Raw genomic sequence first — 24351 nt, 5'->3', positions numbered from 1 at the left:
CGGACGCGGCCCCGCGGCCCACGTACCGGGGCGCGGGGGCCCGTCCCTAGACTCTCCGGTATGCGCAGCACCCCACCGGGCGAGATTCCCCGGCCCGCCTCACCGGAGCCCGTTCTCCAGGTGCGGGGCCTGATCAAGCGGTACGGCACCAAGACCGCCGTCGACGGCCTCGACCTCACCGCCCGGGCGGGCGTCACCGCCGTCCTCGGCCCCAACGGCGCGGGCAAGACCACCACGGTCGAGACGTGCGAGGGCTACCGCAGGCCCGATGCCGGCACCGTCCGTGTACTCGGCCTCGACCCGGTCCGCGAGGCGCCCGCGCTGCGCCCGCGGATCGGCGTGATGCTCCAGTCCGGCGGCGTCTACTCCGGCGCCCGCGCCGACGAGATGCTGCGGCACATGGCGAAGCTGCACGCCCACCCGCTGGACGTGGACGCGCTGGTCGAACGTCTCGGCCTCGGCTCCTGCGGCCGCACCACCTACCGGCGCCTGTCCGGCGGCCAGCAGCAGCGGCTCGCGCTCGCCATGGCCGTGGTGGGCCGCCCCGAACTGGTCTTCCTCGACGAGCCGACCGCCGGGCTCGACCCGCAGGCCCGCCGCTCCACCTGGGAGCTGGTCCGCGAGCTGCGCGCCGACGGCGTCAGCGTGGTGCTGACCACCCACGCGATGGACGAGGCCGAGCAGCTCGCCGACGACGTGGCGATCATCGACGCCGGGCGCGTCGTCGCCCAGGGCAGCCCCGAGGAGCTGTGCCGGGGCGGCGCCGAGAACACCCTGCGCTTCACCGGCCGCTCCGGCCTGGACCTGGCCTCGCTGCTGAAGGCGCTGCCCGCCGACACCGCCGCCGTCGAGCTGGTGCCCGGCTCGTACCGGCTGACCGGCACCGTCGACCCGCAGCTGCTGGCCACCGTCACCTCCTGGTGCGCCCAGCACGGGGTGATGCCCGACCAGCTCTCGGTGGAGCGCCACACCCTGGAGGACGTCTTCCTCGAACTGACCGGCAAGGAGCTGCGCGCATGAGGACCGGTACCTACGCCCCGAGGCCCGGGGCGGCGCCGGTGGGCCGCATGATCGCCGCCCAGGCCGCCTTCGAGACCAGGCTGCTGCTGCGCAACGGTGAGCAGCTGCTGCTCACCGTGATCATCCCGTCGCTGCTGCTGGTCCTCTTCTCCACGGTGGACGTCGTCGACACCGGCGCCGACGAGCCGGTCGACTTCCTCGCCCCCGGCGTCCTCGCGCTCGCCGTGATGTCCACCGCGTTCACCGGCCAGGCCATCGCCACCGGCTTCGAGCGCCGCTACGGCGTCCTCAAGCGGCTGGGGGCCTCGCCGCTCCCCCGCTGGGCCCTGATGGCGTCGAAGACCTTGGCGGTGCTGGTCACCGAGGTGATCCAGGTGGTGCTGCTGGCGGTGATCGCGCTGGCGCTGGGCTGGTCCCCGCACGGCAACCCGCTCGCCGTGCTCCTGCTGCTGGCGCTCGGTACGGCGGCCTTCTCCGGGCTCGGCCTGCTGATGGCGGGCACGCTGAAGGCCGAGGCGACGCTGGCCGCGGCCAACCTGGTCTTCCTGCTGCTGCTCGTCGGCGGCGGGGTCGTCGTGCCGCTGTCGAAGTTCCCGGACGCGGTCGGCGCGGCGCTCGGATGGCTGCCCATCTCTGCGCTCTCCGAGGGACTGCGCGCGATCCTCCAGGACGGGGCCGGACTGCCCCTCGCCCAGACCGGCATCCTCGCGGTGTGGGCGGTGGCCGCGCTCGCGGCGGCGGGGCGCTTCTTCCGCTGGGAGTGACCCGGCCCGCGCGGCCGGGTCCCCGGCGACCCGCCGGGGACCCCAAGTGAAACCGTGCACAAGCTTCGGCCTAGCATGTCCCCGTGCCTGAGAAGACCCGTGCCGACGCCGTCGAGGCCGCACGCAACCCGCTCGCCTTCATCGCCGCGCGGTGGACCCCGTCCCCCGGGACGGTCCGCCGGGCGGCACTCGCCGCCATGGTCATGACGGTGGTCATCGTGGTCACCGGCGGCGCCGTGCGCCTGACCGGCTCGGGCCTCGGCTGCCCGACCTGGCCCAAGTGCACCGAGGACTCGCTGACCTCCACCCGCGAGATGGGGCTGCACGGCGCCATCGAGTTCGGCAACCGGATGCTCACCTACGTCCTGTCCGCCGCGGTCGGCTGGGCGATCATCGCCGCCCGCTCGGCCAAGCCTCGCCGCCGCGCCCTCACACGGCTGGGCTGGGTGCAGTTCTGGGTGGTCATGGGCAACGCCGTGCTCGGCGGCATCGTCGTCCTGGTCGGCCTCAACCCGTACACCGTCGCGGCGCACTTCCTGCTCTCCACCGCGCTGCTCGCGGTGGCGACCGTGATGTGGCAGCGGGCCAAGGAGGGCGACGAGCCCCCCCGGCCACTGGTCGGCAGGCCGCTGCGTCAGCTGGTCCAGGTGATGGTCGCCGTGACGGCCCTGCTGATCGCCGTCGGCACCGTGGTGACCGGCGCCGGGCCGCACGCGGGCGACTCCAGCGACGTCCCGCGGATGCCGGTCGACTGGGAGGTGGTCAGCCGGCTGCACGCGGTGCTCGCCTGGGTCGTGGTGGCCCTGGTCTTCGCCCTGTGGTTCGTCCTCAAGGCGGTCGACGCCCCGCCCGGACCGCTGGCCCGCACCCGCGAACTCTTCGCGATCCTGCTCCTCCAGGGCCTCATCGGCTACGTGCAGTACCTCACCGACCTGCCGGAGATCCTGGTCGGCCTGCACATGCTCGGCTCGTGCCTGGTGTGGATCGGCGTCCTGCGCCTCCTGCTCTCCCTGCGGGAACGCCCGTACGCCGCACCGGGGCAGGTCCCGGCTCGGCCGGAGACCCCCGTCGCGGCGGCCCACTGACCCTCCCCGGGTCCCCCGGCATCCCGGCGGCGCCCCCGTTCCCCAGCCGAGGGAGCGGGGGCGCCGCCGTCCCGGGGCGTGCCGGCCGGGCCGGGAGGTGAGGGCGGCCTCGCGTTCGCGCTCCGCGGTGCGGGGCCTGCGGCAGGACGTCCGCCCGAGCCGGGGCGGGCGAGGCCGGAGCGGCTGTCGAAGAAGAGGGCCCCTGGGGGCGCTGCCGTGTCGCAGCCGGGCCCCGGAGCCGGCGCGAGACCCGGTTCGCCCCGCACGAGCCCGTGGCGGTACCGGTCCCTCGGGCTCGGCGTGCCGGCCACCAGGAGCGGGGCGGCGGTCACGGTCCCCCGTCGGCGCGCGGCGCCGCCGCGGTGGCTGACGGCGGGAGCCGGCTCCGGGCGTCACCCCTGAGCCGGGCGACCGGAAGCGCCGCCCGGCCCGGCCCGGACTCGCTCACCGGAGCGGTGCGGCTTCCGCGCCCACACACCACCCGAACGGTGGAATCCGCCTGCCGGAACAGGCGGTTCCGGGCCGCGCCGCCTCGTAGGGGCCGGGCCGAACCGGAGCGACCCGGTGTCGCCACCCGGCCGGCCCTCCGCCTCGGCCCGGCCCCGCGCAGGCGGACTCAGGCGGCGCGGCCCGGCCTGCCGGGGCCGCCGATCTGGATGCCGGCCATGCGGGCCCACTCGTACGGGCCGGTGACGACCTTGGCGGCGAACTCGCCCGCGAACTCGTCGTGGACGGTGACACCCGCCTTCTCGGTGGCGGCCCGGGCCACTTCCATACTGGGCACCACGACGTCGCCCCAGGCGCCGTCACCGCAGACGAGGACGATGCGGGCGCCCTCCTCCCCGAGGGAGGCGATCTGGGCCTCGGTGCCGCCGTGGGCCTCGGCGAAGGCGGTGATGGACTTGGCGGCCCTGGCCGCGCGGCGCTCGTCGCGGGCGTTCGGCTTGGTCGCGTCCTGCTGTGTGTTGGCCATGGCCAGATGCTACCGAGCAGTAGATCAACGGGCGACGGGCGGGGCGGGTGGCCTTGGCCACGCGCCCCGCCCGTCGGCGGTCAGTGGTGCGGGGGTACCGCCCCGCGGGCGGGTCAGCGCAGGAACGGGTCCACGGCGACCGCCACGAAGAGCAGCGACACGTAGGTGATGGACCAGTGGAAGAGGCGCATCTCCTTGAGCTTGGCGCCCGTGGTGCCCTGCCGGGCGCGGTTCTGGAGGCCGTGCGCCTCCCAGAGCCACCAGCCGCCGGTGACCAGCGCTACCGCCGTGTAGAACCAGCCGGTGTACCCGAGCGGCTGGAGCAGCAGCGAGACGCCGACCATGACCCAGCTGTAGACCACGATCTGCCTGGCGACGACGCGGTTGGAGGCGATCACCGGGAGCATCGGCACGCCGACCCGCGCGTAGTCCTCCTTGACCTTCATCGACAGCGGCCAGTAGTGCGGCGGCGTCCAGAAGAAGATGACGAGGAAGAGGATGACGGCGGCCCAGGAGACCGTGCCGGTCACCGCCGACCAGCCGATGAGGACCGGCATGCACCCGGCGATACCGCCCCAGACGATGTTCTGCGCGGTGCGCCGCTTCAGGATCATCGTGTAGACGACCACGTAGAACAGGAGGGCGCCGAGCGAGAGCCAGGCGGAGAGCCAGTTGACCAGCAGCCCGAACCAGAGGGTGGAGAACACCGCGAGCGCGAGGCCGAAGACCAGGCCCTCGCGCGGGCTGATCATGCCGGTGACCAGCGGACGTTGCGCGGTCCGCTCCATCAGGGCGTCGATGTCCCGGTCGATGTACATGTTGAGGGCGTTGGCACCGCCCGCCGAGAGGTAGCCGCCGACGCAGGTGACCAGGACCAGCGTGAGCGAGGGCACCCCCTGCTCGGCCAGGAACATCACCGGGACCGTGGTGATGAGCAGCAGTTCGATGATCCGCGGCTTGGTCATCGCCACGAATGCCTTGGCGCGGGCCCCGAACGGCCGATGGCCTGGGCTGGTCCCGAGCGCTCCCGCAGGACGGGATTCAACGGCCGTCACGCACACCCCTGACAGAGACATTTCCAGCAAGTCACCGGCCATAAAGGATCGGTTAGGACTCGCGCCTTCCCGGTCACTTTAGACGTTGCTGTCCCCCGCCCCTCGCGGGGGGTCCGTCGTGTTGGCGCCCGCCCCCGGTGCACGGAGCGTGTCCGGTGGGCGCCCGGACGCGGCCGCGAGCGCCACCCGGTTGACGGAACGTGTCCGTCCGCGCCCGGGCGGGGCGCGAGCCGGCGCCGCCCGGCAGGCGCGCTCCGGCGGGGCCCGGCAGGCTGGTGCCGAGGGCGCGGGGACGGCGGCGGCGAACGGAAGGATCAGCACCTTCCGTCACCGGTAGGCTCGACCGCGTCCGGTGTCCCGACGTCACCGGCGTTCGACATGTGGAGAGGAGCCCTGACCCAGGGTGAGCACCAAGCCGACCACCACAGACTTCGAGTGGACCGCAGAGGACCAGCGGGCCGTCGACACCGTTCGCGTCCTGGCCGCAGACGCCGTACAGAAGGTCGGCAACGGCCATCCCGGTACGGCGATGAGCCTCGCGCCGGCCGCGTACACCCTCTTCCAGAAGGTGATGCGGCACGACCCGGCGGACGCGAACTGGACGGGGCGCGACCGCTTCGTCCTCTCCGTGGGCCACTCGTCCCTGACCCTCTACATCCAGCTCTACCTGGCCGGCTTCGGCCTGGAGCTGGACGACCTGAAGGCCTTCCGCACCTTCGGCTCGAAGACCCCGGGGCATCCGGAGTACGGCCACACCACCGGCGTGGAGACCACCACCGGCCCGCTCGGGCAGGGTGTGGCCAACGCGGTGGGCATGGCGATGGCCGCGCGGTACGAGCGCGGTCTGTTCGACCCGCGGGCCGCCGCGGGCACCTCGCCGTTCGACCACCACGTCTACTGCATCGCCGGAGACGGCTGTCTCCAGGAGGGCATCTCCGCCGAGGCCTCCTCCACCGCCGGCCACCAGAAGCTCGGCAACCTGATCATGCTGTGGGACGACAACCACATCTCGATCGAGGGCGACACCGAGACGGCCGTCTCCGAGGACACCCTCAAGCGGTACGAGGCGTACGGCTGGCACGTCCAGCGGGTGGCGCCGAAGGAGAACGGCGACCTGGACCCGGTCGCGCTGCACGAGGCGCTGGAGGCGGCGAAGGCGGAGACGGAGCGCCCCTCCTTCATCGCGATGCGCTCGATCATCGCCTGGCCCGCCCCCAACGCGCAGAACACCGAGGCCGCGCACGGCTCGGCTCTCGGCGCGGACGAGGTGGCCGCCACCAAGCGCGTCCTCGGCTTCGACCCGGAGAAGAGCTTCGAGGTCTCCGACGAGGTGCTGGCCCACACCCGTGGCGCCCTGGACCGGGGCCGCGAGCTGCGCTCCGAGTGGGAGAAGCAGTACGCCGCCTGGCGCACCGCCAACCCGGAGCACGCCGCGCTCTTCGACCGTGTCGCCGCCGGGGAGCTGCCCGAGGGCTGGCAGGAGGCGCTGCCGGTCTTCGAGACCGGCAAGGCCGTCGCGACCCGCGCCGCCTCCGGCAAGGTCCTCCAGGCGCTCGGCGCGGTCGTGCCCGAGCTGTGGGGCGGCTCCGCCGACCTGGCCGGCTCGAACAACACGACGATCGACAAGACCTCGTCCTTCCTGCCCGCGGGCAACCCGCTGCCGGAGGCCGACCCGTACGGCCGGACCATCCACTTCGGGATCCGCGAGCACGCGATGGCCGCCGAGATGAACGGCATCCAGCTCCACGGCAACACCCGTATCTACGGCGGTACGTTCCTGGTCTTCTCCGACTACATGCGCAACGCGGTGCGCCTCTCCGCGCTGATGCACCTGCCGGTGACCTACGTGTGGACGCACGACTCGATCGGCCTCGGCGAGGACGGCCCGACCCACCAGCCGGTGGAGCACCTGGCCGCACTGCGCGCCATCCCCGGCCTGAACCTGGTCCGCCCGGCCGACGCCAACGAGACGGTCGTCGCCTGGCGGGAGATCATGCGCCGGTGGACCAAGGTGTACGGCAAGGGCGCCCCGCACGGCCTGGCGCTGACCCGGCAGGGCGTGCCGACCTACGAGCTGAACGAGAACGCGGCCCGCGGCGGCTACGTCCTCGCGGAGGCCGAGGGCGGGGAACCGCAGGTCATCCTGATCGGCACCGGTTCCGAGGTGCAGCTCGCCGTCGAGGCCCGCGAGCAGCTCCAGGCGGCCGGCGTGCCCACCCGGGTGGTCTCCGTGCCGTGCGTCGAGTGGTTCGAGGAGCAGGACGAGGCGTACCGCGAGTCGGTGCTGCCGCGTGCCGTGCGCGCACGGGTGGCGGTCGAGGCCGGCATCGGCCTGACCTGGTACCGCTTCGTCGGCGACGCGGGCCGGATCGTCTCGCTGGAGCACTTCGGTGCCTCGGCGGACGGGAAGGTGCTGTTCCGCGAGTTCGGCTTCACCGCGGACGCGGTGGCCGAGGCCGCCCGGGAATCCCTCGCCGCCGCTCAGCGCTGACGACGGCACATACCTCTGTAGCTGTAGGAGATGTTTTTTCCATGGCAGACGCACTGAAGCGCCTCTCCGACGAGGGCGTGGCGATCTGGCTGGACGACCTGTCGCGCAAGCGCATCACGTCCGGCAACCTCGCCGAGCTCGTCGACGAGAACCACGTCGTCGGGGTCACCACCAACCCGTCGATCTTCCAGAAGGCGATCTCGCAGGGCGACGGCTACGAGTCCCAGCTCGCCGACCTCGCCGCGCGGGAGGTCTCCGTCGAGGAGGCCGTCCGCATGATCACCACCGCGGACGTCCGCGACGCGGCCGACATCCTGCGGCCGGTCTTCGACGCCACCGACGGCCAGGACGGCCGGGTGTCGATCGAGGTCGACCCGCTGCTGGCGCACAACACCAAGGCGACCATCGCCGAGGCGAAGCAGCTGGCGTGGCTGGTGGACCGGCCGAACACGCTGGTGAAGATCCCCGCCACCCGCGCCGGGCTGCCCGCCATCACCGAGGTGATCGGCAAGGGCATCAGCGTCAACGTCACGCTGATCTTCTCGCTGGAGCGCTACCGCGAGGTGATGGACGCCTTCCTGGCCGGTCTGGAGAAGGCGAAGGCCGCGGGCCTGGACCTCTCGAAGATCCATTCGGTGGCGTCGTTCTTCGTCTCCCGCGTCGACACCGAGGTCGACAAGCGGCTCGACGCGCTCGGCACCGACGAGGCCAAGGCGCTGAAGGGCCGGGCCGCGCTGGCCAACGCCCGTCTCGCCTACCAGGCGTACGAGCGGGTCTTCGGCTCGCTCGACGGCACGACCCCGGCCTCCGCCCGCTGGGCCGAGCTGGAGAAGGCCCACGCCAACCGGCAGCGCCCGCTCTGGGCGTCGACCGGCGTGAAGGACCCGGCGTACAAGGACACGATGTACGTCGACGACCTGGTCGCGCCGGGCACCGTCAACACCATGCCGGAGGCCACCCTGGAGGCCGCCGCCGACCACGGCCAGATCGCCGGGGACGCGGTCTCCGGTACATACGAGGCGGCGCAGGGCGTGCTCGACGCCATCGCCGGGCTGGGCATCGGGTACGACGAGGTCGTGCAGCTCCTGGAGGACGAGGGCGTCGACAAGTTCGAGGCGTCCTGGAAGGACCTCCTCACCTCGACCAAGGCCGAGCTGGACCGGCTCGCCTCCTCGGAGGGCTGATCCCCTTGACCGCACTGCACGGAGCGAACCCGCTTCGTGACGCCGCGGACCGACGGCTCCCGCGTATCGCGGGGCCGTCGGGCCTGGTCATCTTCGGCGTCACCGGCGACCTGTCGCGCAAGAAGCTGATGCCCGCCGTCTACGACCTGGCCAACCGCGGCCTCCTGCCGCCAGGCTTCTCCCTCATCGGGTTCGCCCGGCGCGAGTGGCAGGACCAGGACTTCGCCGAGGTCGTCCACGACGCCGTCAAGGAGTACGCCCGTACCCCCTTCCGCGAGGAGGTCTGGCAGCAGCTGGCCCAGGGCATGCGGTTCGTCCAGGGCACCTTCGACGAGGACGCGTCGTTCGAGACCCTCAAGGCGACCATGGAGGAGCTGGACAAGGAGCAGGGCACGGGCGGCAACTTCGCTTTCTACCTCTCCGTCCCGCCGAAGTTCTTCCCCAAGGTCGTCCAGCAGCTCAAGAAGCACGGCCTGGCCGACGCCCCCGAGGGCTCCTGGCGGCGCGCCGTCATCGAGAAGCCGTTCGGCCACGACCTGGCCTCGGCCCGCGAGCTGAACGAGATCGTGCACGAGGTGTTCGCCCCGGACCAGGTGTTCCGGATCGACCACTACCTCGGCAAGGAGACCGTCCAGAACATCCTGGCGCTCCGTTTCGCCAACACCATGTTCGAACCGCTGTGGAACCGGTCGTACGTCGACCACGTGCAGATCACCATGGCGGAGGACATCGGCATCGGCGGCCGGGCCGGCTACTACGACGGCATCGGCGCCGCCCGCGACGTCATCCAGAACCACCTGCTCCAGCTGATGGCGCTGACCGCCATGGAGGAGCCCGCCTCCTTCGAGGCCGACGCGCTGGTGGCGGAGAAGGCCAAGGTCCTCGGCGCCGTCCGGCTCCCCGACGACCTGGGCGAGGACACGGTCCGCGCGCAGTACTCGGCCGGCTGGCAGGGCGGCGAGAAGGCCGTCGGCTATCTGGAGGAGGAGGGGATCAACCCCCGCTCCACCACCGACACCTACGCCGCCGTGAAGCTGAAGGTCGACAACCGCCGCTGGGCGGGCGTCCCCTTCTACCTGCGGACCGGCAAGCGGCTGGGCCGCCGGGTCACCGAGATCGCGGTGGTCTTCCAGCGCGCCCCGCACTCCCCGTTCGACACCACGACCACCGAGGAACTGGGCCACAACGCCCTGGTCATCCGGGTCCAGCCGGACGAGGGCGTGACCGTGCGGTTCGGTTCGAAGGTGCCCGGCACCTCCATGGAGGTCCGGGACGTGTCGATGGACTTCGCCTACGGCGAGTCCTTCACCGAGTCCAGCCCCGAGGCGTACGAGCGGCTCATCCTCGACGTGCTGCTCGGCGACGCCAACCTCTTCCCGCGTACCGAGGAGGTCGAGATGTCCTGGCGCATCCTCGACCCGATCGAGCAGTACTGGGACACCCACGGCAAGCCGGCGCAGTACCCGGCCGGCAGCTGGGGCCCCAAGGAGGCGGACGAGATGCTCGCACGAGACGGACGGAGCTGGCGCCGGCCATGAAGATCGATCTGACGGACACCACCTCCAGCAAGATCAACAAGGCGCTGGTGCAGGGGCGCCGCGCGATCGGCACCCCTGCCGTCGGCATGGTGCTGACCCTGGTCATCGTCACCGACGAGGAGAACGCCTACGACGCGCTGAAGTCGGCCAACGAGGCGTCGCGGGAGCACCCCTCGCGCACCCTGGTCGTCATCAAGCGGGTCTCGCGCTCCCCGCGCAACCGCACCACCTCGCGGCTGGACGCCGAGATCCGGGTGGGCGCCGACGCCTCCACCGGCGAGACGATCATCCTGCGCCTCTACGGCGAGATCGTCGACCACGCCCAGTCCGTGGTGCTGCCGCTGCTGCTCCCGGACGCCCCGGTCGTCGTCTGGTGGCCGGTCAACGGGCCGCTGGACCCGGCGAAGGACCCGCTGGGCGCCCTCGCCCAGCGCCGGGTCACCGACACCTACGCCGGTGAGCAGCCCATCAAGGAGCTGGCCGAGCGGGCCGCCTCCTACACCCCGGGCGACACCGACCTGGCCTGGACCCGGATCACGCCGTGGCGCTCGATGCTGGCCGCCGCGCTCGACCAGGTCGTCTGCCAGGTCACGTCGGTGGAGGTGGAGGGCGAGGAGTTCAACCCGAGCTGCGAGCTGCTGGCCATGTGGCTCGCCGAGCGGCTCCAGGTGCCGGTGGCCCGCAAGGCGTCGCCGGGCCCGGGGCTGACCGGGGTGCGGATGGAGACCGACTGCGGCCCGATCGTCCTGGACCGGGCCGACGGGGCGCTGGCCACACTCTCCATCGAGGGCCAGCCGAAGCGGGCGGTCGCCCTCAAGCGGCGCGAGACCGCCGAGCTGATCGCCGAGGAGCTGCGCCGCCTCGACCCGGACGACACCTATGCGGCCGCCCTGCGGTTCGGCGTGGAGCGTCTGGACGAGCACGAGGTGCCGCGGGTCGCGGACGCCCCGGACGCCCCGCACCGGGCGGAGGGCCACAAGGACGCGCCGGTGAAGCGGACGACCAAGGCCACCGCAGCGAAGAAGGGCGCCAAGTGACCCGCACCCCGCAACTGGTGGTCCACCGCGACAAGGAGCTGATGGCTCAGGCGGCCGCCGCCCGGCTGATCACGCACGTGGTCGACGCCCAGGCGGCCCGTGGCCACGCCTCGCTGGTCCTCACCGGCGGCCGCAACGGCAACGGCCTGCTCGCCGCGCTCGCCGCCTCCCCGGCGCGGGAGGCGGTGGACTGGCGCCGGGTCGACCTGTGGTGGGGCGACGAGCGGTTCCTGCCCGAGGGCGACCCCGAGCGGAACGTCACCCAGGCCCGCGAGGCCCTGCTCGACGCCGTCCCGCTCGACCCGGACCGCGTCCACCCGATGCCGGCCTCGGACGGGCCGTGGGGCGACGACCCGGAGGCCGCCGCCGAGGCGTACGCCGCCGAACTGGCCGCCGCGGCGGCGCACCACGGCCACGGCGCGGTGCCCGACTTCGACGTGCTGATGCTGGGCGTCGGCCCGGACACCCATGTGGCCTCGCTCTTCCCGGAGCTGCCGGCCGTACGGGAGACGGAGCGGACGGTGGTCGCGGTGCACGGCGCGCCCAAGCCGCCGCCGACCCGTGTCACCCTGACGCTCCCGGCGATCCGGGCGGCCCGCGAGGTGTGGCTGCTGGCGGCGGGTGAGGACAAGGCGAACGCCGCGGCCATCGCCCTCTCCGGCGCGGGGGAGATCCAGGCCCCGGCGGCCGGCGCGACGGGCTGGTCGCGGACCCTGTGGCTGCTGGACGGGGCGGCCGCCTCGCAGCTGCCGCGGGACCTCTACCCGCAGGCGTCCGCCTGAGCGCGGCTCCCGCCACGACGGGCCAGGGCCCGGCTTCCCACCAGGAGGCCGGGCCCTGTTCCGTACCGGTCAGCGGCCGCGCAGCTCGCGGTAGCGGGCGACGAGGGCGGCGGTGGAGGTGTCCAGGGAGTCGGTGGAGCGCTCACCCTCCTTGGCGGTCAGCAGCGGTTCGACCTCCTTGGCGAGCACCTTGCCGAGCTCCACGCCCCACTGGTCGAAGGAGTCGATGCCCCAGACGGCACCCTGGACGAACACCTTGTGCTCGTAGAGGGCGACGAGCTGGCCGAGGACCGAGGGGGTCAGCTCGTCGGCCAGGATGGTGGTGGTGGGCCGGTCGCCGGGGAAGGTGCGGTGCGGCACCAGTTCCTCCGGGACGCCCTCGGCGCGGACCTCCTCGGCGGTCCTGCCGAAGGCGAGTGCCTGCGTCTGGGCGAAGAAGTTGGCCATCAGCAGGTCGTGCTGGCCGGCGAGGCCGGGCGGCAGCGCGTCGACGGGCCGGGCGAAGCCGATGAAGTCGGCGGGGATCAGCTTGGTGCCCTGGTGGAGCAGCTGGTAGTAGGCGTGCTGGCCGTTGGTGCCGGGGGTGCCCCAGACGACCGGCCCGGTCTGCCAGGCGACGGGGACGCCGTCGCGCTGGACGCGCTTGCCGTTGGACTCCATGTCGAGCTGCTGGAGGTAGGCGGCGAAGCGGGAGAGGTAGTGCGAGTAGGGCAGCACCACGTGCGACTGGGCGCCGTGGAAGTTGCCGTACCAGATGCCGAGGAGGCCCAGCAGCAGCGGCACGTTGGCCTCGGGGGGCGCGGTGCGGAAGTGCTCGTCGACCAGGTGGAAGCCGTCGAGCATCTCGCGGAACCGCTCGGGGCCGATGGCGACCATCAGGGAGAGGCCGATGGCCGAGTCGTAGGAGTAACGGCCGCCGACCCAGTCCCAGAACTCGAACATGTTGGCCGGGTCGATGCCGAACTCGGCGACCTTCTCGGCGTTGGTGGAGAGCGCGACGAAGTGCCGCGCCACGGCCTCGGGCCCGGCGCCGAGACCGTCGAGGAGCCAACGACGTGCGGCCTCGGCGTTGGTGACGGTCTCGATGGTGGTGAAGGTCTTGGAGGCGACGATGAAGAGCGTCTCGGCCGGGTCGAGGTCGCGGACCGACTCGTAGAGGTCGGCGCCGTCGACGTTGGAGACGAAACGCACCGTCAGGTCGCGGTCGGAGAAGGAGCGCAGCACCTCGTAGGCCATGGCGGGGCCGAGGTCGGAGCCGCCGATGCCGATGTTGACGATGGTGCGCAGCGGCCGGCCGGTGGCGCCGGTCCACTCGCCGGAGCGCACCTTCTCCGCGAAGCCGGCCATACGGTCGAGGACTTCGTGGACCTCGGGGACGACGTTCGGGCCGCCGGGGCCGCCGTCCTCGATGACGGCGCCGCGCGGCGCGCGCAGCGCGGTGTGCAGGACCGCGCGGTTCTCGGTGGTGTTGATCCGCTCGCCGCGGTACATCGCGTCGCGCAGTCCGGCCACGCCGGTGGCCTCGGCCAGCTCCCGCAGCAGCGTCAGCGTCTCGTCGGTGACGAGCTGCTTGGAGTAGTCGATGTGCAGGTCGCCGACCTGGAGGGTGTACCGCTCACCGCGGCGCGGGTCGTCGGCGAACAACTGCCGCAGGCTCACCTCGCCGAGCGCCGCGCGGTGGTCGGCGAGCGCGGTCCACTGCGGCCGCTGGGACAGCTCGGTTCGGCTTGCTGGGTTCATCGGTGACTTTCCGCCTTCTCTCGTCTCGGCTTGCCCCGCTGCCCCACCAACCTAATTGATGGCGGGACGCCCGCGGTGGTGCCACAGAGAGGCCAGAGGACGGCCACCGGGCCAACAGCCGGTGGCCGGGCGGCGCGCCGTTCAGATCTCGCCGCGGAGCTTGGCCAGGGCCTCGGCGAGGATCGCCTCGCCGTCGGCGTCGGAGCGCCGCTCACGGACGTAGGCGAGGTGCGTCTTGTACGGTTCGGTGCGCGGCGGGGCCGGGGGGTCGTCCCGGTCCTGGCCGGCGGGGAAACCGCAGCGCGGGCAGTCCCAGGTCTCGGGGACCTGCGCGTCACTGGCGAAGCTCGGCTGGGTCTCGTGTCCGTTGGCGCACCAGAAGGAGAGCCGCAGGCGCGGTGCCGACTCGCCCCGCTCGGCCTCCCCCATGGGCCCCGCTCCGACCCGGCTGCCGCGGATCGCGTTGCCACTTGCCACAGTCGTCACTCCCTGCGTGATGGTGCCGCGAAGCGTGACCGGCTCCGCCGCGGGCGCACCAGTGTACGGATGCCGCGACAGGCGTCCAGGGGGCGGATTCGAGGGCTCCGCGGACGCGGTGCCCGCCGGGCGCACGCCTCATGATAGAGCGCGCGACCGGATCGGGACCGGCGCCGGCGGTGCCGGGTGGCTCAGTCCAGCTTCATCAGGAGGCCGAGCACCACGATGCAGGCGAACCAGAGCAGGCTGACGACGACCGTGATCCGGTCGAGGTTCCGCTCGGCGACCGAGGAGCCACCCACGGAGGACTGCATGCCGCCACCGAACATGTCGGAGAGGCCGCCGCCCTTCCCCTTGTGCATCAGCACCAGCAGCATCAGCAGCAGGCTGAAGACGATCAGGGCGATCGAGAACCCCATAACCACGGCTGGACCAACTTCCTCGGAACTGGATGGACTGCGGGGGCCGGGTCAGGTGCCCCGGCCCCCGCAAGGGTACGCCGATTCCGCTCTACCGCATACTCACTGGTCGCGGAAGCGCGGGCTCACTGGTCGCGGAAGCGGACGATCTTGACGAACTCGTCCGTGTCCAGCGCGGCACCGCCGACCAGGGCGCCGTCCACGTCGGGCTGGGCCATGATCGCCGCGACGTTGCCACCCTTGACGGAACCGCCGTACTGGATGCGGACCTTGTCGGCCAGCTCCTGCGAGTACAGCTCGGCCAGGCGGCCGCGGATCGCCCCGCACACCTCCTGGGCGTCCTCCGGGGTGGCGACCTCACCGGTGCCGATGGCCCATACCGGCTCATAGGCGATGACGATCGTCTCGGCCTGCTCGGCGGGGACGTCCCTCAGACCGCCGTCGACCTGGGCGAGGGTGTGCGGGACCTGCTCGCCGGCCTTGCGGACGTCGAGGCCCTCGCCGACGCAGAGGATCGGGGTGATGCCGTACTTGAAGGCGGCCCTGACCTTGGCGTTGCACAGCTCGTCGCTCTCGCCGTGGTACTGGCGGCGCTCCGAGTGGCCGACCGCCACGTAGGAGCACTTCAGCTTCGCCAGCATCGGGCCGGAGATCTCGCCGGTGTAGGCCCCGGAGTCGTGCGCCGAGATGTCCTGGGCGCCGTACTTGATCTTGAGCTTGTCGCCGTCGACCAGCGTCTGGACCGACCTGAGGTCCGTGAAGGGCGGCAGGACCGCGACCTCGACGGCGTCGTAGTCCTTGTCGGACAGGGCGAACGCCAGCTTCTGGACGTGGGCGATGGCCTCCAGGTGGTTGAGGTTCATCTTCCAGTTGCCCGCCATCAGCGGGGTGCGTCCCTGGGCAGTGTCAGTCACGGTGGTTCAGTCCTCCAGTGCGGCGAGGCCGGGGAGCGTCTTGCCCTCGAGGTATTCGAGGCTGGCGCCGCCGCCGGTCGAGATGTGTCCGTATGCGTTTTCGTCGAAGCCCAGCAGCCGGACGGCCGCGGCGGAGTCGCCGCCGCCGACGACCGTGAAGGCCGGGGAGTCGAGCAGGGCCTGGGCCACTGCCCGGGTGCCGTCAGCGTAGTCGGGGTGCTCGAAGACCCCCATGGGGCCGTTCCAGAAGATCGTGCGGGCGTCGGCGAGCTTGGTGGCGTACAGCTCCGCGGTGGCGGGGCCGATGTCCAGCCCCATCTGGCCGGCCGGGATGGCGTCCGCGGGGACGACGTCCGGGTGGGTGGCCTCCTTCGCCTTCAGGTCGGGGAAGCCGCCGGAGACGACCACGTCGACCGGGAGGACGAACTCCACGCCCTTCTCCCCGGCGCGCTTCAGGTACTCCTGGACGACCGGGATCTGGTCCTCCTGGAGCATCGAGGCGCCGACCTCGTACCCCTTGGCCTTGAGGAAGGTGAAGACCATGCCGCCGCCGATCAGGATGCGGTCGGCCTTCTCCAGCAGGTTGTCGATGACGCCGAGCTTGTCGGAGACCTTGGCGCCGCCGAGGACCACCGCGTAGGGGCGCTGGACGTCGTCGGTCAGCTTCCTGAGGACGCCGACCTCGGTGGCGATGAGGTGGCCGGCGTAGTGCGGCAGGCGCGCCGGGAGGTCGTAGACCGAGGCGTGCTTGCGGTGCACGGCGCCGAAGCCGTCGCCCACGTACACGTCGGCCAGCGCGGCGAGTGCGTCGGCGAAGGTGCCGCGCTCGGCGTCGTCCTTGCTGGTCTCACCCGGGTTGAAGCGGAGGTTCTCGACGACCGCGACCTGGCCGGGCTCCAGCCCGTCGACGGCGGCGTGGGCGGCGGGGCCGACGGTGTCCTGGGCGAACGCCACGGGCTCGCCGAGGAGTTCACCGAGCCGCTCGGCCGCGGGCAGCAGCGAGAAGGCCGGGTCGGGGGCTCCCTTGGGCCGGCCGAGGTGGGAGGCGACGACCACCTTGGCGCCGGCGCCGGTGAGGGCCTGGACGGTCGGCAGGACGGCGCGGATGCGGCCGTCGTCGGTGATCTGCCCGTCGGCGAGGGGGACGTTGAGGTCGGCGCGGACGAAGACCCGCTTGCCGTTCACTCCCTCGTCGAGAAGTTGGTCGATCGTCTTCATGACTGCTCTCCTGGGCTCGTGGCTCTGCTCTCGTGCTGCATGGTCGTGGGGGCCGGCGTGCGGCGTGCGACAGGGCCCGGACCGCGCTGCGTCGCGCGGGTCCGGACCCTGTCACTCATCGTGCGGTGCTGCCTGCCGTGCGAGGTGCGGTCAGAGCCGCTCGCCCACGAAGACGGTGAGGTCGACGAGGCGGTTGGAGTAGCCCCACTCGTTGTCGTACCAGCCGATGATCTTGGCCGTGGTGCCCTCGGCCATGGTCAGCAGCGAGTCGAAGGTGCAGGAGGCCGGGGTCGAGACGATGTCCGAGGAGACGATCGGGTCGGCCGTGTAGACGAGCTTCCCGGCGAGCTGGCCCTGCTGGGCGGCCTTCTCGAAGGCGGCGTTGACCTCGTCCCTGGTGACCTCGCGCTTGAGCTCGACCACCAGGTCGGTGACGGAGCCGGTGGGGACCGGGACGCGCATCGCGATGCCGTCGAGCTTGCCCTTGAGCTGCGGCAGGACCAGCGCGGTGGCCTTGGCGGCGCCCGTGGTGGTCGGGATGATGTTCTCTGCGGCGGCGCGGGCGCGGCGCAGGTCCTTGTGCGGGAAGTCCAGGATGCGCTGGTCGTTGGTGTAGGCGTGCACCGTCGTCATCAGGCCCTTGACGATGCCGAAGTTCTCGTCCAGAACCTTGGCCATCGGCGCCACACAGTTGGTGGTGCAGGAGGCGTTGGAGATGATGTTGTCGGTGGCGGGGTCGTACTTGTCCTCGTTGACGCCCATCACGATGGTGATGTCCTCATCCTTGGCCGGGGCCGAGATGATGACCTTCTTGGCGCCGGCGGTGAGGTGCTTCTCGGCGTCGGCCTTCTTGGTGAAGATGCCGGTCGACTCGATGACGATGTCGACGCCGAGGTCCCCCCACGGGATGTCGGCGGGGTCGCGCTCGGAGAGCACCTTGACGGTCTTGTCGCCGACCGTGATGGTGTCCTCGGTGTGCGAGACCTCTTCGGAGAGCTTGCCGAGGATGGTGTCGTACTTCAGCAGGTGTGCGGTGGTCGCGGTGTCACCCAGGTCGTTGACAGCCACGATCTCGATGTCCGCGCCCTGGTCCAGAAGGGCGCGGAAGTAGTTGCGACCGATGCGGCCGAAGCCGTTGATGCCTACGCGGATCGTCACGAGCCGATCTCCTCGTTGGTACGCCGGTTTTCGACGCCGGCGAGCTGTATGGGATGTCCCCGACCTTCTCCGACCCTACCTCTCCGTCGTCCCCGGAGTGACATCGGCGGAGACCGCCCGGGGCGCTCCCGGGACTACTGTCCGGTAGCCGGTACGGCTGTTCCACCCGGCCCGGAAACCGCCGTCCCGTCACTCTCCGTCAACCGGGCGCAGAGTACGCCCGGTTGACTCCGCCCGCGACCGGAACGGCCCCGCTCCCCCGTGACCGGGAGGGCGGGGCCGGGCGGTACGTCATCCGTACGGGCGAGTGGCGCCCGCCGGGTTGACCGCGGGGGCGCGTCAGCCGACGAGATGGTCGGCGAGGTCCTCACTGAGGCCGGCCTCGGTGCCGGCGATGCCCAGGTCCTGGGCCCGCTTGTCGGCCATGGCCAGCAGGCGCCGGATGCGCCCGGCCACCGCGTCCTTGGTGAGCGGCGGATCGGCGAGCGCGCCCAGCTCCTCCAGCGACGCCTGCTTGTGCTCCATGCGCAGCCGGCCGGCGGCCGCCAGGTGCTCGGGAACCTCCTCGCCGAGGATCTCCAGGGCGCGCTGGACGCGGGCCCCGGCGGCGACGGCCGCCCGCGCCGAGCGGCGGAGGTTGGCGTCGTCGAAGTTGGCCAGGCGGTTGGCGGTGGCGCGCACCTCGCGCCGCATCCGCCGCTCCTCCCAGGCGAGCACCGACTCGTGGGCGCCGAGGCGGGTCAGCAGCGCGCCGATCGCGTCACCGTCGCGGACCACCACCCGGTCGACGCCGCGCACCTCGCGGGCCTTGCCGGCGATGGAGAGCCTGCGGGCCGCGCCGACCAGGGCGAGGGCCGCCTCCGGGCCGGGGCAGGTGACCTCCAGGGAGGAGGAGCGGCCGGGCTCGGTGAGCGAGCCGTGGGCGAGGAACGCGCCACGCCAGGCCGCCTCGGCGTCGCAGGTGGCGCCGGAGACGACCTGCGGCGGCAGCCCTCTGATCGGGCGGCCGCGGCCGTCGACCAGCCCCGTCTGCCGGGCGAGCTGGTCACCGCCGGCCACCACCCGCACCACGTAGCGCGAACCGCGGCGCAGTCCGCCGGGGGCCATCACGATCAGTTCGGAACTGTGGCCGAAGATCTCCAGGATGTCCCGCTTGAGGCGCCGGGCGGCCATCGCCGTGTCCAGCTCCGCCTCGATCACGATGCGGCCGCTCACCAGGTGCAGCCCACCCGCGAACCGCAGGACCGCGGATACCTCCGCCTTCCTGCAACAGGTGCGGGTGACGGGAAGCCGGGAGACCTCGTCCTTCACCGCTGCCGTCATCGCCATGGGCCGATCCTTCCATGCATCCGGAAAATACGGTCGTACGCGGCCGCCAGCAGCTCCGGGTCGTGCCGGGGGCTGCCGTCAGGGCGGGCCACGGGCGCCAGCTCGACCGTCGCGCCCAGACGCCGGGCGGCGTCGTCGAGCGAGAGACGGTCGGGCACGGCCGCCTCGTCGGCGAGCACCACGTCCAGGGCGAGTTTAGGGGCGTGTCGGGCCAAAACCTCCAAATGACGCTGCGGGGAGAAGCCTTCGGTTTCTCCGGGTTGCGGCGCGAGGTTGAGTGAGAGGACCCGGCGGGCCTTGGTGGAGAGCAGCGCGTCGAGCAGTTCGGGCACCAGCAGGTGGGGGATGACCGAGGAGAACCAGGACCCCGGGCCGAGCACCACCCAGTCCGCGTCCAGGACCGCCTCGACCGCCTCGGGCACGGCCGGCGGGTCGTGCGGCACCAGGTGCACCGACTGCACCTCGCCGGGGGTCAGGGCCACGGTCGCCTGGCCGCGGACGGTGTCCACGTCGTCCGGACGGGCCGGGTCGTGGCCCCGCACCAGCGCCTGCAGTTCCAGGGGTACGGCGGACATGGGCAGTACCCGGCCGTGCGCGCCGAGCAGGGTGCCGACCAGGTCGAGCGCCTGGACGTGGTCGCCGAGCTGCTCCCACAGGGCGACGATCAGCAGATTGCCGACGGCGTGGTCGTGCAGGTCGCCGCGGGAGTGGAAGCGGTGCTGGATCACCCGGGCCCAGGTCTGGCCCCAGTCGTCGTCGCCGCAGAGCGCGGCCAGCGCCTTGCGCAGGTCGCCCGGGGGCAGCACGCCCAGCTCGTCGCGGAGGCGGCCGCTGGAGCCGCCGTCGTCGGCCACGGTGACGACGGCGGTGAGGTCGCCGGTGATGCGGCGCAGGGCGGTCAGCGAGGCGGACAGGCCCATCCCGCCGCCGAGGGCCACGACCTTGGGCTGGGCACCGCGGCCGCGCGGGCGCGGACGCGGTGACCAGCCGAGGGGTGTCGTGGCCGGCGTGGACCTCCGCGTCCGCCGCAGGCGCGAGGGGCGGCCGGTCATTCCCGGCCCATGTCTCGGTGGACGACGACCGTCTCGACGCCCTCGGAGGCGAGGCGGGAGGCGAGCTTCTCGGACATGGCCACGGAACGGTGCTTGCCGCCGGTACACCCGACCGCGATCGTCACGTACCGCTTGCCCTCCCGGCGGTAGCCGCGGTTGATCAACTGGAGGAGCTCGGTGTACTGGTCCAGGAACTCCTTGGCGCCCGGACGGCTCAACACGTACTGCGAGACCTCTTCGTTCAGCCCGGTGAAGGGCCGCAGCTCGGGGACCCAGTGCGGGTTGGGCAGGAAGCGGCAGTCGACGACGAGGTCGGCGTCGACGGGCAGGCCGTACTTGTATCCGAAGGACATCACGGTGGCCCGCAGCTCGGGCTCCTCGTCGCCCGCGAACTGGGCGTCCATCTTGGCGCGCAGCTCGTGGACGTTGAGGCTGGAGGTGTCGATGACGAGGTCGGCGTCGCCGCGCAGTTCACGCAGCAGGTCGCGCTCGGCGTCGATGCCGTCGACGATGCGGCCGTCGCCCTGCAGGGGGTGCGGGCGGCGCACCGACTCGAAACGGCGCACCAGCGCGTCGTCGGAGGACTCCAGGAAGACGATGCGCCGGGTGACGTTCTTGACGTCGAGGTCGGCGAGGGACTCGCGCAGATTGTCGAAGAAGCGGCGGCCGCGCACGTCGACGACGACGGCGATCCGCGCGACGTTCCCCTGGGAACGGGCGCCCAGCTCCACCATGGTGGGGATGAGGGCGGGCGGCAGGTTGTCGACGACGAACCAGCCGAGGTCCTCCAGGCATTTGGCCGCGGTGCTGCGCCCGGCGCCGGACATCCCGGAGATGATCACCAGCTCGGGGATGGCCGTCTCGCCGGCCTCCGCCGTGTCGCCGGTCGTGCCCGTACTCACCTGTGCCTCTTCTCCGTCACGCTCGGTCATGTCTGCTGCCCCCGGTTCCTCGGTGCGGTCTGCGGCGGTGCCTGGTCAGGCACGCCGTCCGGTGCTGTCCGGTCACCCGGCCCGTCCTGCTCGGCCGGACCGGACACCCCCGGCTCTCCAGTCTGTCCCGCCGCACCGCCGTCCGGGGAACCGGCCGCGCGGTGCGGTGCCGGGGAATTGCCCGCCGACGGGGCGGTGGTGTCCTCTCTGCGGCCCGGCTGCCCCTCGGCGGGCTGCGGAGCCGCCCCCTGGAGCGGCTGCGGGCCGCCCTCCTTCGGCGCCCGTGCTTCCCCCGCCTCCCCCGGCTGGGGCGCCGACGCCGCCGGACGCAGCGGCTGCGCCGCCTCCCCGTCCGCTCCGGGCACACCCGACGGGCGGCCGGGTCCCGACGGTCCCGGGGGCGCCGCCCGCGGGCCGTCGGGAACACGGCGGTCGCCCGGCTCCGGCGCGGCGCCGGACGCCGAGGGCACGCCCGTCCGCCCGGACTCGCCCAGGGAACCTGGCGCGGGGGTCCAGCCGGGCGTGTCGCGCGTCTGCTCCGGCTCCGCCCCGCCGCCGGGCCCGGTGGCGGGGCGCACGCCGTCGCCCACTTCGCCGGTACCTGCCGCTTCCTCGCCGCTCACGGGCGCGGACGGCCCCGCCTGTGCACCGGAGCTCCCGGAGGTGTCCGGTCCGCCCGGGCCCGGCGCCACGTCGCCGCCACGCCCGGCGCGGGAGGTCTCCCCTCCGGCCCCCGGCGCGGACGGCGGCCCGTCCGCACCCGGGTCACCCGGCGCGGAGAAGGGCCCGTCCGCCGGGCCGTCCGCGCCGCGCGTCCCGGGGTCGGTGTCCGCTCCACCGGTGCCCTCAGCCGTGCCTTCGCAACGGTCACCGCTCGGGGCGCCTGTCCCGCCGGAGGCGGCTGCCGCCACGGCTCCCGGTTCCTCGCCGGAGGGTCCGGGCGTCCTCGTGGCGTCCGGACCGGGCCGAGTGCCCGTACCGGTGGCGGGCGCGCCGTCCGTCTCCCGGTGCGCGTCGTCCGGTGCCGGGGTGTCCGTCGGCGCGCCGGCGGGCCCCCCGGGTGCGGTCCCCTCCCCGGAGTCCGGCTCCTGCCCGGCTTCCGCCGCTCCCTGTTCCGTGTCGTCGTCGCCCACGATCTCGCCCGTCGCGGTGTTGACCGCGACCGTCGGGGCGGACCGGGACAGGGTGGCTGCGACGGCGAGGGCGGTCTTGCGGCCTATGCCGGGGACCTCGCAGATCTGCTCGACGGTGGCGGCACGCAGTCTGCGGACGGAGCCGAAGTGCTTGATCAGGGCCTGCTTGCGGGTCTCACCGAGACCGGGGACGTCGTCGAGGGGGCTGGTGCGGACGCGCTTGGAGCGCTTGGCCCGCTGGTAGCTGATGGCGAAGCGGTGGGCCTCGTCGCGGACGCGCTGGAGGAGGTAGAGGCCCTCGCTGGTGCGGGGCAGGACGACCGGGTCGTCCTGCCCGGGGACCCAGACCTCCTCCAGGCGCTTGGCGAGGCCGCAGACGGCGATGTCGTCGATGCCCAGCTCGTCCAGGGCACGCTGGGCGGCGGCGACCTGCGGCTGACCGCCGTCGACCACGACGAGCTGCGGCGGGTAGGCGAACCGCCTGGGGTGGCCGTCCTCGTCGGTGAGGGAGGCGGTGACCTCGCCCCCCTCCGTGGCGTCCTGCTCCTCGGTCCACTCGCCGGTGCGCTCCCGGTCGCTGAGGTAGCGGCGGAAGCGGCGGGTGATCACCTCGTGCATGGAGCGGACGTCGTCCTGGCCCTGGCCGTGCCAGAGCTGGGTGTCGCCCGCCCGGCCCTTGATCTGGAAGCGGCGGTACTCGCTCTTGCGGGCCAGCCCGTCCTCGAAGACGACCATGGAGGCCACCACGTCGTCGCCCTGGAAGTGCGAGATGTCGTAGCACTCGACGCGCAGCGGGGCACTGTCCAGCTCCAGGGCCTCGGCGATCTCCTCCAGGGCGCGGGAGCGGGTGGTCAGGTCGGAGGCGCGCTTGGTCTTGTGCAGGACCAGGGACTGCTGGGCGTTCCGCTGGACCGTCTCCATCAGGGCCTTCTTGTCGCCGCGCTGCGGGACGCGCAGGGAGACCTGGGTGCCGCGCCGGTCGCCGAGCCACTGGGAGACGGCGGCGAGGTCGTCGGGGAGGGCGGGGACCAGGACCTCCTTGGGGACGCCCTCGCCGCGCTCCTCGCCGTAGAGCTGCTGGAGGGCGTGACCGACGAGGCCGGCGGTGTCGACCGCCTCGACCTTGTCGGTGACCCAGCCGCGCTGGCCGCGGACCCGGCCGCCGCGCACGTGGAAGATCTGGACGGCCGCCTCCAGCTCGTCCTCGGCGACGGCGATGAGGTCGGCGTCGGTGGCGTCGGCGAGCACGACGGCGGACTTCTCCATGGCGCGGCGCAGCGCCTCGATGTCGTCGCGCAGGCGCCCGGCCCGCTCGTACTCCATCTCCTCGGCGGCCTCCCGCATCTGCTGCTCCAGCCGGCGCAGGTAGGCGCCGGTGCGGCCGGCCATGAAGTCGCAGAACTCCTCGGCGAGGTCACGGTGGTCCTCGGGGCTGATGCGGCCGACGCAGGGGGCGGCGCACTTGCCGATGTAGCCGAGGAGGCAGGGCCGGCCGGTGCGGGCGGCGTTCCTGAAGACACCCGCCGAGCAGGTGCGGACGGGGAAGACCCGCAGCAGCAGGTCGACGGTGTCGCGGATGGCCCAGGCGTGGCCGTACGGGCCGAAGTAGCGCACGCCCTTCTTCTTCTGGCCCCGCATGACCTGGACGCGGGGGAACTCCTCGTTCATCGTCACCGCGAGGTACGGGTAGCTCTTGTCGTCGCGGTACTTGACGTTGAACCGGGGGTCGAACTCCTTGATCCAGGTGTACTCCAGCTGGAGCGCCTCGACCTCGGTGGAGACCACCGTCCACTCCACCGAGGCGGCGGTGGTGACCATGGTGCGGGTGCGCGGGTGGAGGCCGGCCAGGTCCTGGAAGTAGCTGGACAGGCGCTGGCGCAGGCTCTTCGCCTTTCCGACGTAGATCACCCGCCGGTGTTCGTCGCGGAAGCGGTAGACGCCCGGGGAATCGGGAATCTGTCCCGGCTTCGGACGGTAGCTGGAGGGATCGGCCATGTCAGACACCCTACTGGCGGCCACCGACACTCCGGCGTGACCCGCGGTGACGCTC

19 protein-coding genes and 1 pseudogene are annotated in these 24351 nt (G+C 72.6%); 8 read left to right on the top strand and 12 right to left on the bottom strand.

Features of this window, described 5'->3' with window-relative positions; genetic code table 11:
* The first annotated feature begins 60 nt into the window (after positions 1 to 60).
* The 3 genes from Sdia_RS11950 (at position 61) to Sdia_RS11940 (ending at position 2869) form a co-directional block, all read left to right on the top strand.
* Positions 61 to 1020, top strand: coding sequence for an ABC transporter ATP-binding protein (locus Sdia_RS11950; RefSeq protein WP_115068563.1), 960 nt, complete (start codon positions 61 to 63; stop codon positions 1018 to 1020).
* Positions 1017 to 1784, top strand: coding sequence for an ABC transporter permease (locus Sdia_RS11945; RefSeq protein WP_185392895.1), 768 nt, complete (start codon positions 1017 to 1019; stop codon positions 1782 to 1784). Before Sdia_RS11950 ends, Sdia_RS11945 begins: the two co-directional genes overlap by 4 nt.
* 83 nt (positions 1785 to 1867) lie before the next feature.
* Positions 1868 to 2869, top strand: a complete 1002-nt coding sequence (locus Sdia_RS11940; RefSeq protein WP_100453199.1) for a COX15/CtaA family protein — start codon at positions 1868 to 1870, stop codon at positions 2867 to 2869.
* 616 nt (positions 2870 to 3485) lie between these two features.
* Here the strand turns inward: Sdia_RS11940 and Sdia_RS11935 are convergent.
* Together Sdia_RS11935 and Sdia_RS11930 are read right to left on the bottom strand one after the other, a co-directional pair.
* Complete coding sequence (locus Sdia_RS11935) at positions 3486 to 3842, bottom strand: hypothetical protein (protein ID WP_100453198.1); 357 nt, start codon at positions 3840 to 3842, stop codon at positions 3486 to 3488.
* 113 nt (positions 3843 to 3955) lie between these two features.
* Positions 3956 to 4897: a heme o synthase gene (locus Sdia_RS11930; protein WP_164381995.1), complete on the bottom strand. Its 942-nt coding sequence runs from the start codon at positions 4895 to 4897 to the stop codon at positions 3956 to 3958.
* A 403-nt stretch (positions 4898 to 5300) separates the two neighbouring features.
* Between Sdia_RS11930 and tkt the strand changes: the two genes are divergently transcribed.
* Genes tkt through pgl form a run of 5 tightly spaced genes read left to right on the top strand, consistent with a single transcriptional unit; the run spans position 5301 to position 11929 of the window.
* A complete protein-coding gene (gene tkt / locus Sdia_RS11925; protein ID WP_115068566.1) occupies positions 5301 to 7388 on the top strand; it encodes a transketolase in 2088 nt (695 codons plus the stop codon).
* Positions 7389 to 7429: 41 nt separating this feature from the next.
* Positions 7430 to 8572 (top strand): transaldolase, encoded by a 1143-nt coding sequence (gene tal / locus Sdia_RS11920; protein ID WP_124287049.1) that lies wholly within the window; start codon positions 7430 to 7432, stop codon positions 8570 to 8572.
* A 5-nt stretch (positions 8573 to 8577) separates the two neighbouring features.
* Positions 8578 to 10110, top strand: coding sequence for a glucose-6-phosphate dehydrogenase (zwf, locus tag Sdia_RS11915; RefSeq protein WP_100453194.1), 1533 nt, complete (start codon positions 8578 to 8580; stop codon positions 10108 to 10110).
* Positions 10107 to 11147 carry a glucose-6-phosphate dehydrogenase assembly protein OpcA gene (opcA, locus tag Sdia_RS11910; RefSeq protein WP_189500015.1) on the top strand — a complete coding sequence of 347 codons (1041 nt, stop codon included), beginning with the start codon at positions 10107 to 10109 and terminating at the stop codon, positions 11145 to 11147. Before zwf ends, opcA begins: the two co-directional genes overlap by 4 nt.
* Positions 11144 to 11929 carry a 6-phosphogluconolactonase gene (pgl, locus tag Sdia_RS11905; RefSeq protein ID WP_100453192.1) on the top strand — a complete coding sequence of 262 codons (786 nt, stop codon included), beginning with the start codon at positions 11144 to 11146 and terminating at the stop codon, positions 11927 to 11929. The genes opcA and pgl overlap by 4 nt, the downstream gene beginning before the upstream one ends.
* A 69-nt stretch (positions 11930 to 11998) precedes the next feature.
* On the opposite strand, the gene pgi is transcribed toward pgl, so the two are convergent.
* From pgi to uvrC, 10 genes and pseudogenes are all read right to left on the bottom strand, one after another.
* A complete protein-coding gene (gene pgi, locus Sdia_RS11900) occupies positions 11999 to 13669 on the bottom strand; it encodes a glucose-6-phosphate isomerase (RefSeq protein WP_189500014.1) in 1671 nt (556 codons plus the stop codon).
* A gap of 141 nt (positions 13670 to 13810) precedes the next feature.
* Entirely contained in the window at positions 13811 to 14146 is a 336-nt protein-coding gene (locus tag Sdia_RS11895; protein ID WP_100453190.1) for an RNA polymerase-binding protein RbpA, read from the bottom strand.
* Positions 14147 to 14337: 191 nt separating this feature from the next.
* Positions 14338 to 14565, bottom strand: a complete 228-nt coding sequence (gene secG / locus Sdia_RS11890) for a preprotein translocase subunit SecG (protein ID WP_008406068.1) — start codon at positions 14563 to 14565, stop codon at positions 14338 to 14340.
* 125 nt (positions 14566 to 14690) lie between these two features.
* Positions 14691 to 15446 (bottom strand): triose-phosphate isomerase, encoded by a 756-nt coding sequence (gene tpiA / locus Sdia_RS11885; RefSeq protein ID WP_189500035.1) that lies wholly within the window; start codon positions 15444 to 15446, stop codon positions 14691 to 14693.
* 39 nt (positions 15447 to 15485) lie between these two features.
* Positions 15486 to 16697, bottom strand: a complete 1212-nt coding sequence (locus Sdia_RS11880; RefSeq protein WP_115068569.1) for a phosphoglycerate kinase — start codon at positions 16695 to 16697, stop codon at positions 15486 to 15488.
* Between the two features lie 150 nt (positions 16698 to 16847).
* Positions 16848 to 17855 carry a type I glyceraldehyde-3-phosphate dehydrogenase gene (gene gap, locus Sdia_RS11875; protein ID WP_100453187.1) on the bottom strand — a complete coding sequence of 336 codons (1008 nt, stop codon included), beginning with the start codon at positions 17853 to 17855 and terminating at the stop codon, positions 16848 to 16850.
* Positions 17856 to 18194: 339 nt separating this feature from the next.
* On the bottom strand, positions 18195 to 19184 hold the full coding sequence (gene whiA / locus Sdia_RS11870; RefSeq protein ID WP_023419981.1) for a DNA-binding protein WhiA: 990 nt from the start codon (positions 19182 to 19184) through the stop codon (positions 18195 to 18197).
* Positions 19175 to 20236: a gluconeogenesis factor YvcK family protein gene (locus tag Sdia_RS11865; RefSeq protein WP_100453186.1), complete on the bottom strand. Its 1062-nt coding sequence runs from the start codon at positions 20234 to 20236 to the stop codon at positions 19175 to 19177. The genes whiA and Sdia_RS11865 overlap by 10 nt, the downstream gene beginning before the upstream one ends.
* Complete coding sequence (gene rapZ / locus Sdia_RS11860) at positions 20233 to 21168, bottom strand: RNase adapter RapZ (RefSeq protein WP_189500013.1); 936 nt, start codon at positions 21166 to 21168, stop codon at positions 20233 to 20235. Before rapZ ends, Sdia_RS11865 begins: the two co-directional genes overlap by 4 nt.
* A 1034-nt stretch (positions 21169 to 22202) precedes the next feature.
* Positions 22203 to 24296 (bottom strand): annotated as a pseudogene (gene uvrC, locus Sdia_RS11855) (excinuclease ABC subunit UvrC); the annotation flags it as partial.
* Positions 24297 to 24351 lie beyond the last annotated feature (55 nt).

Source organism: Streptomyces diastaticus subsp. diastaticus, assembly GCF_011170125.1.
Classification (GTDB): Bacteria; Actinomycetota; Actinomycetes; order Streptomycetales; family Streptomycetaceae; genus Streptomyces; species Streptomyces diastaticus.
Note: the sequence above shows the minus strand (reverse complement) of the source record. Positions and strands in the feature narration are given on the sequence as shown.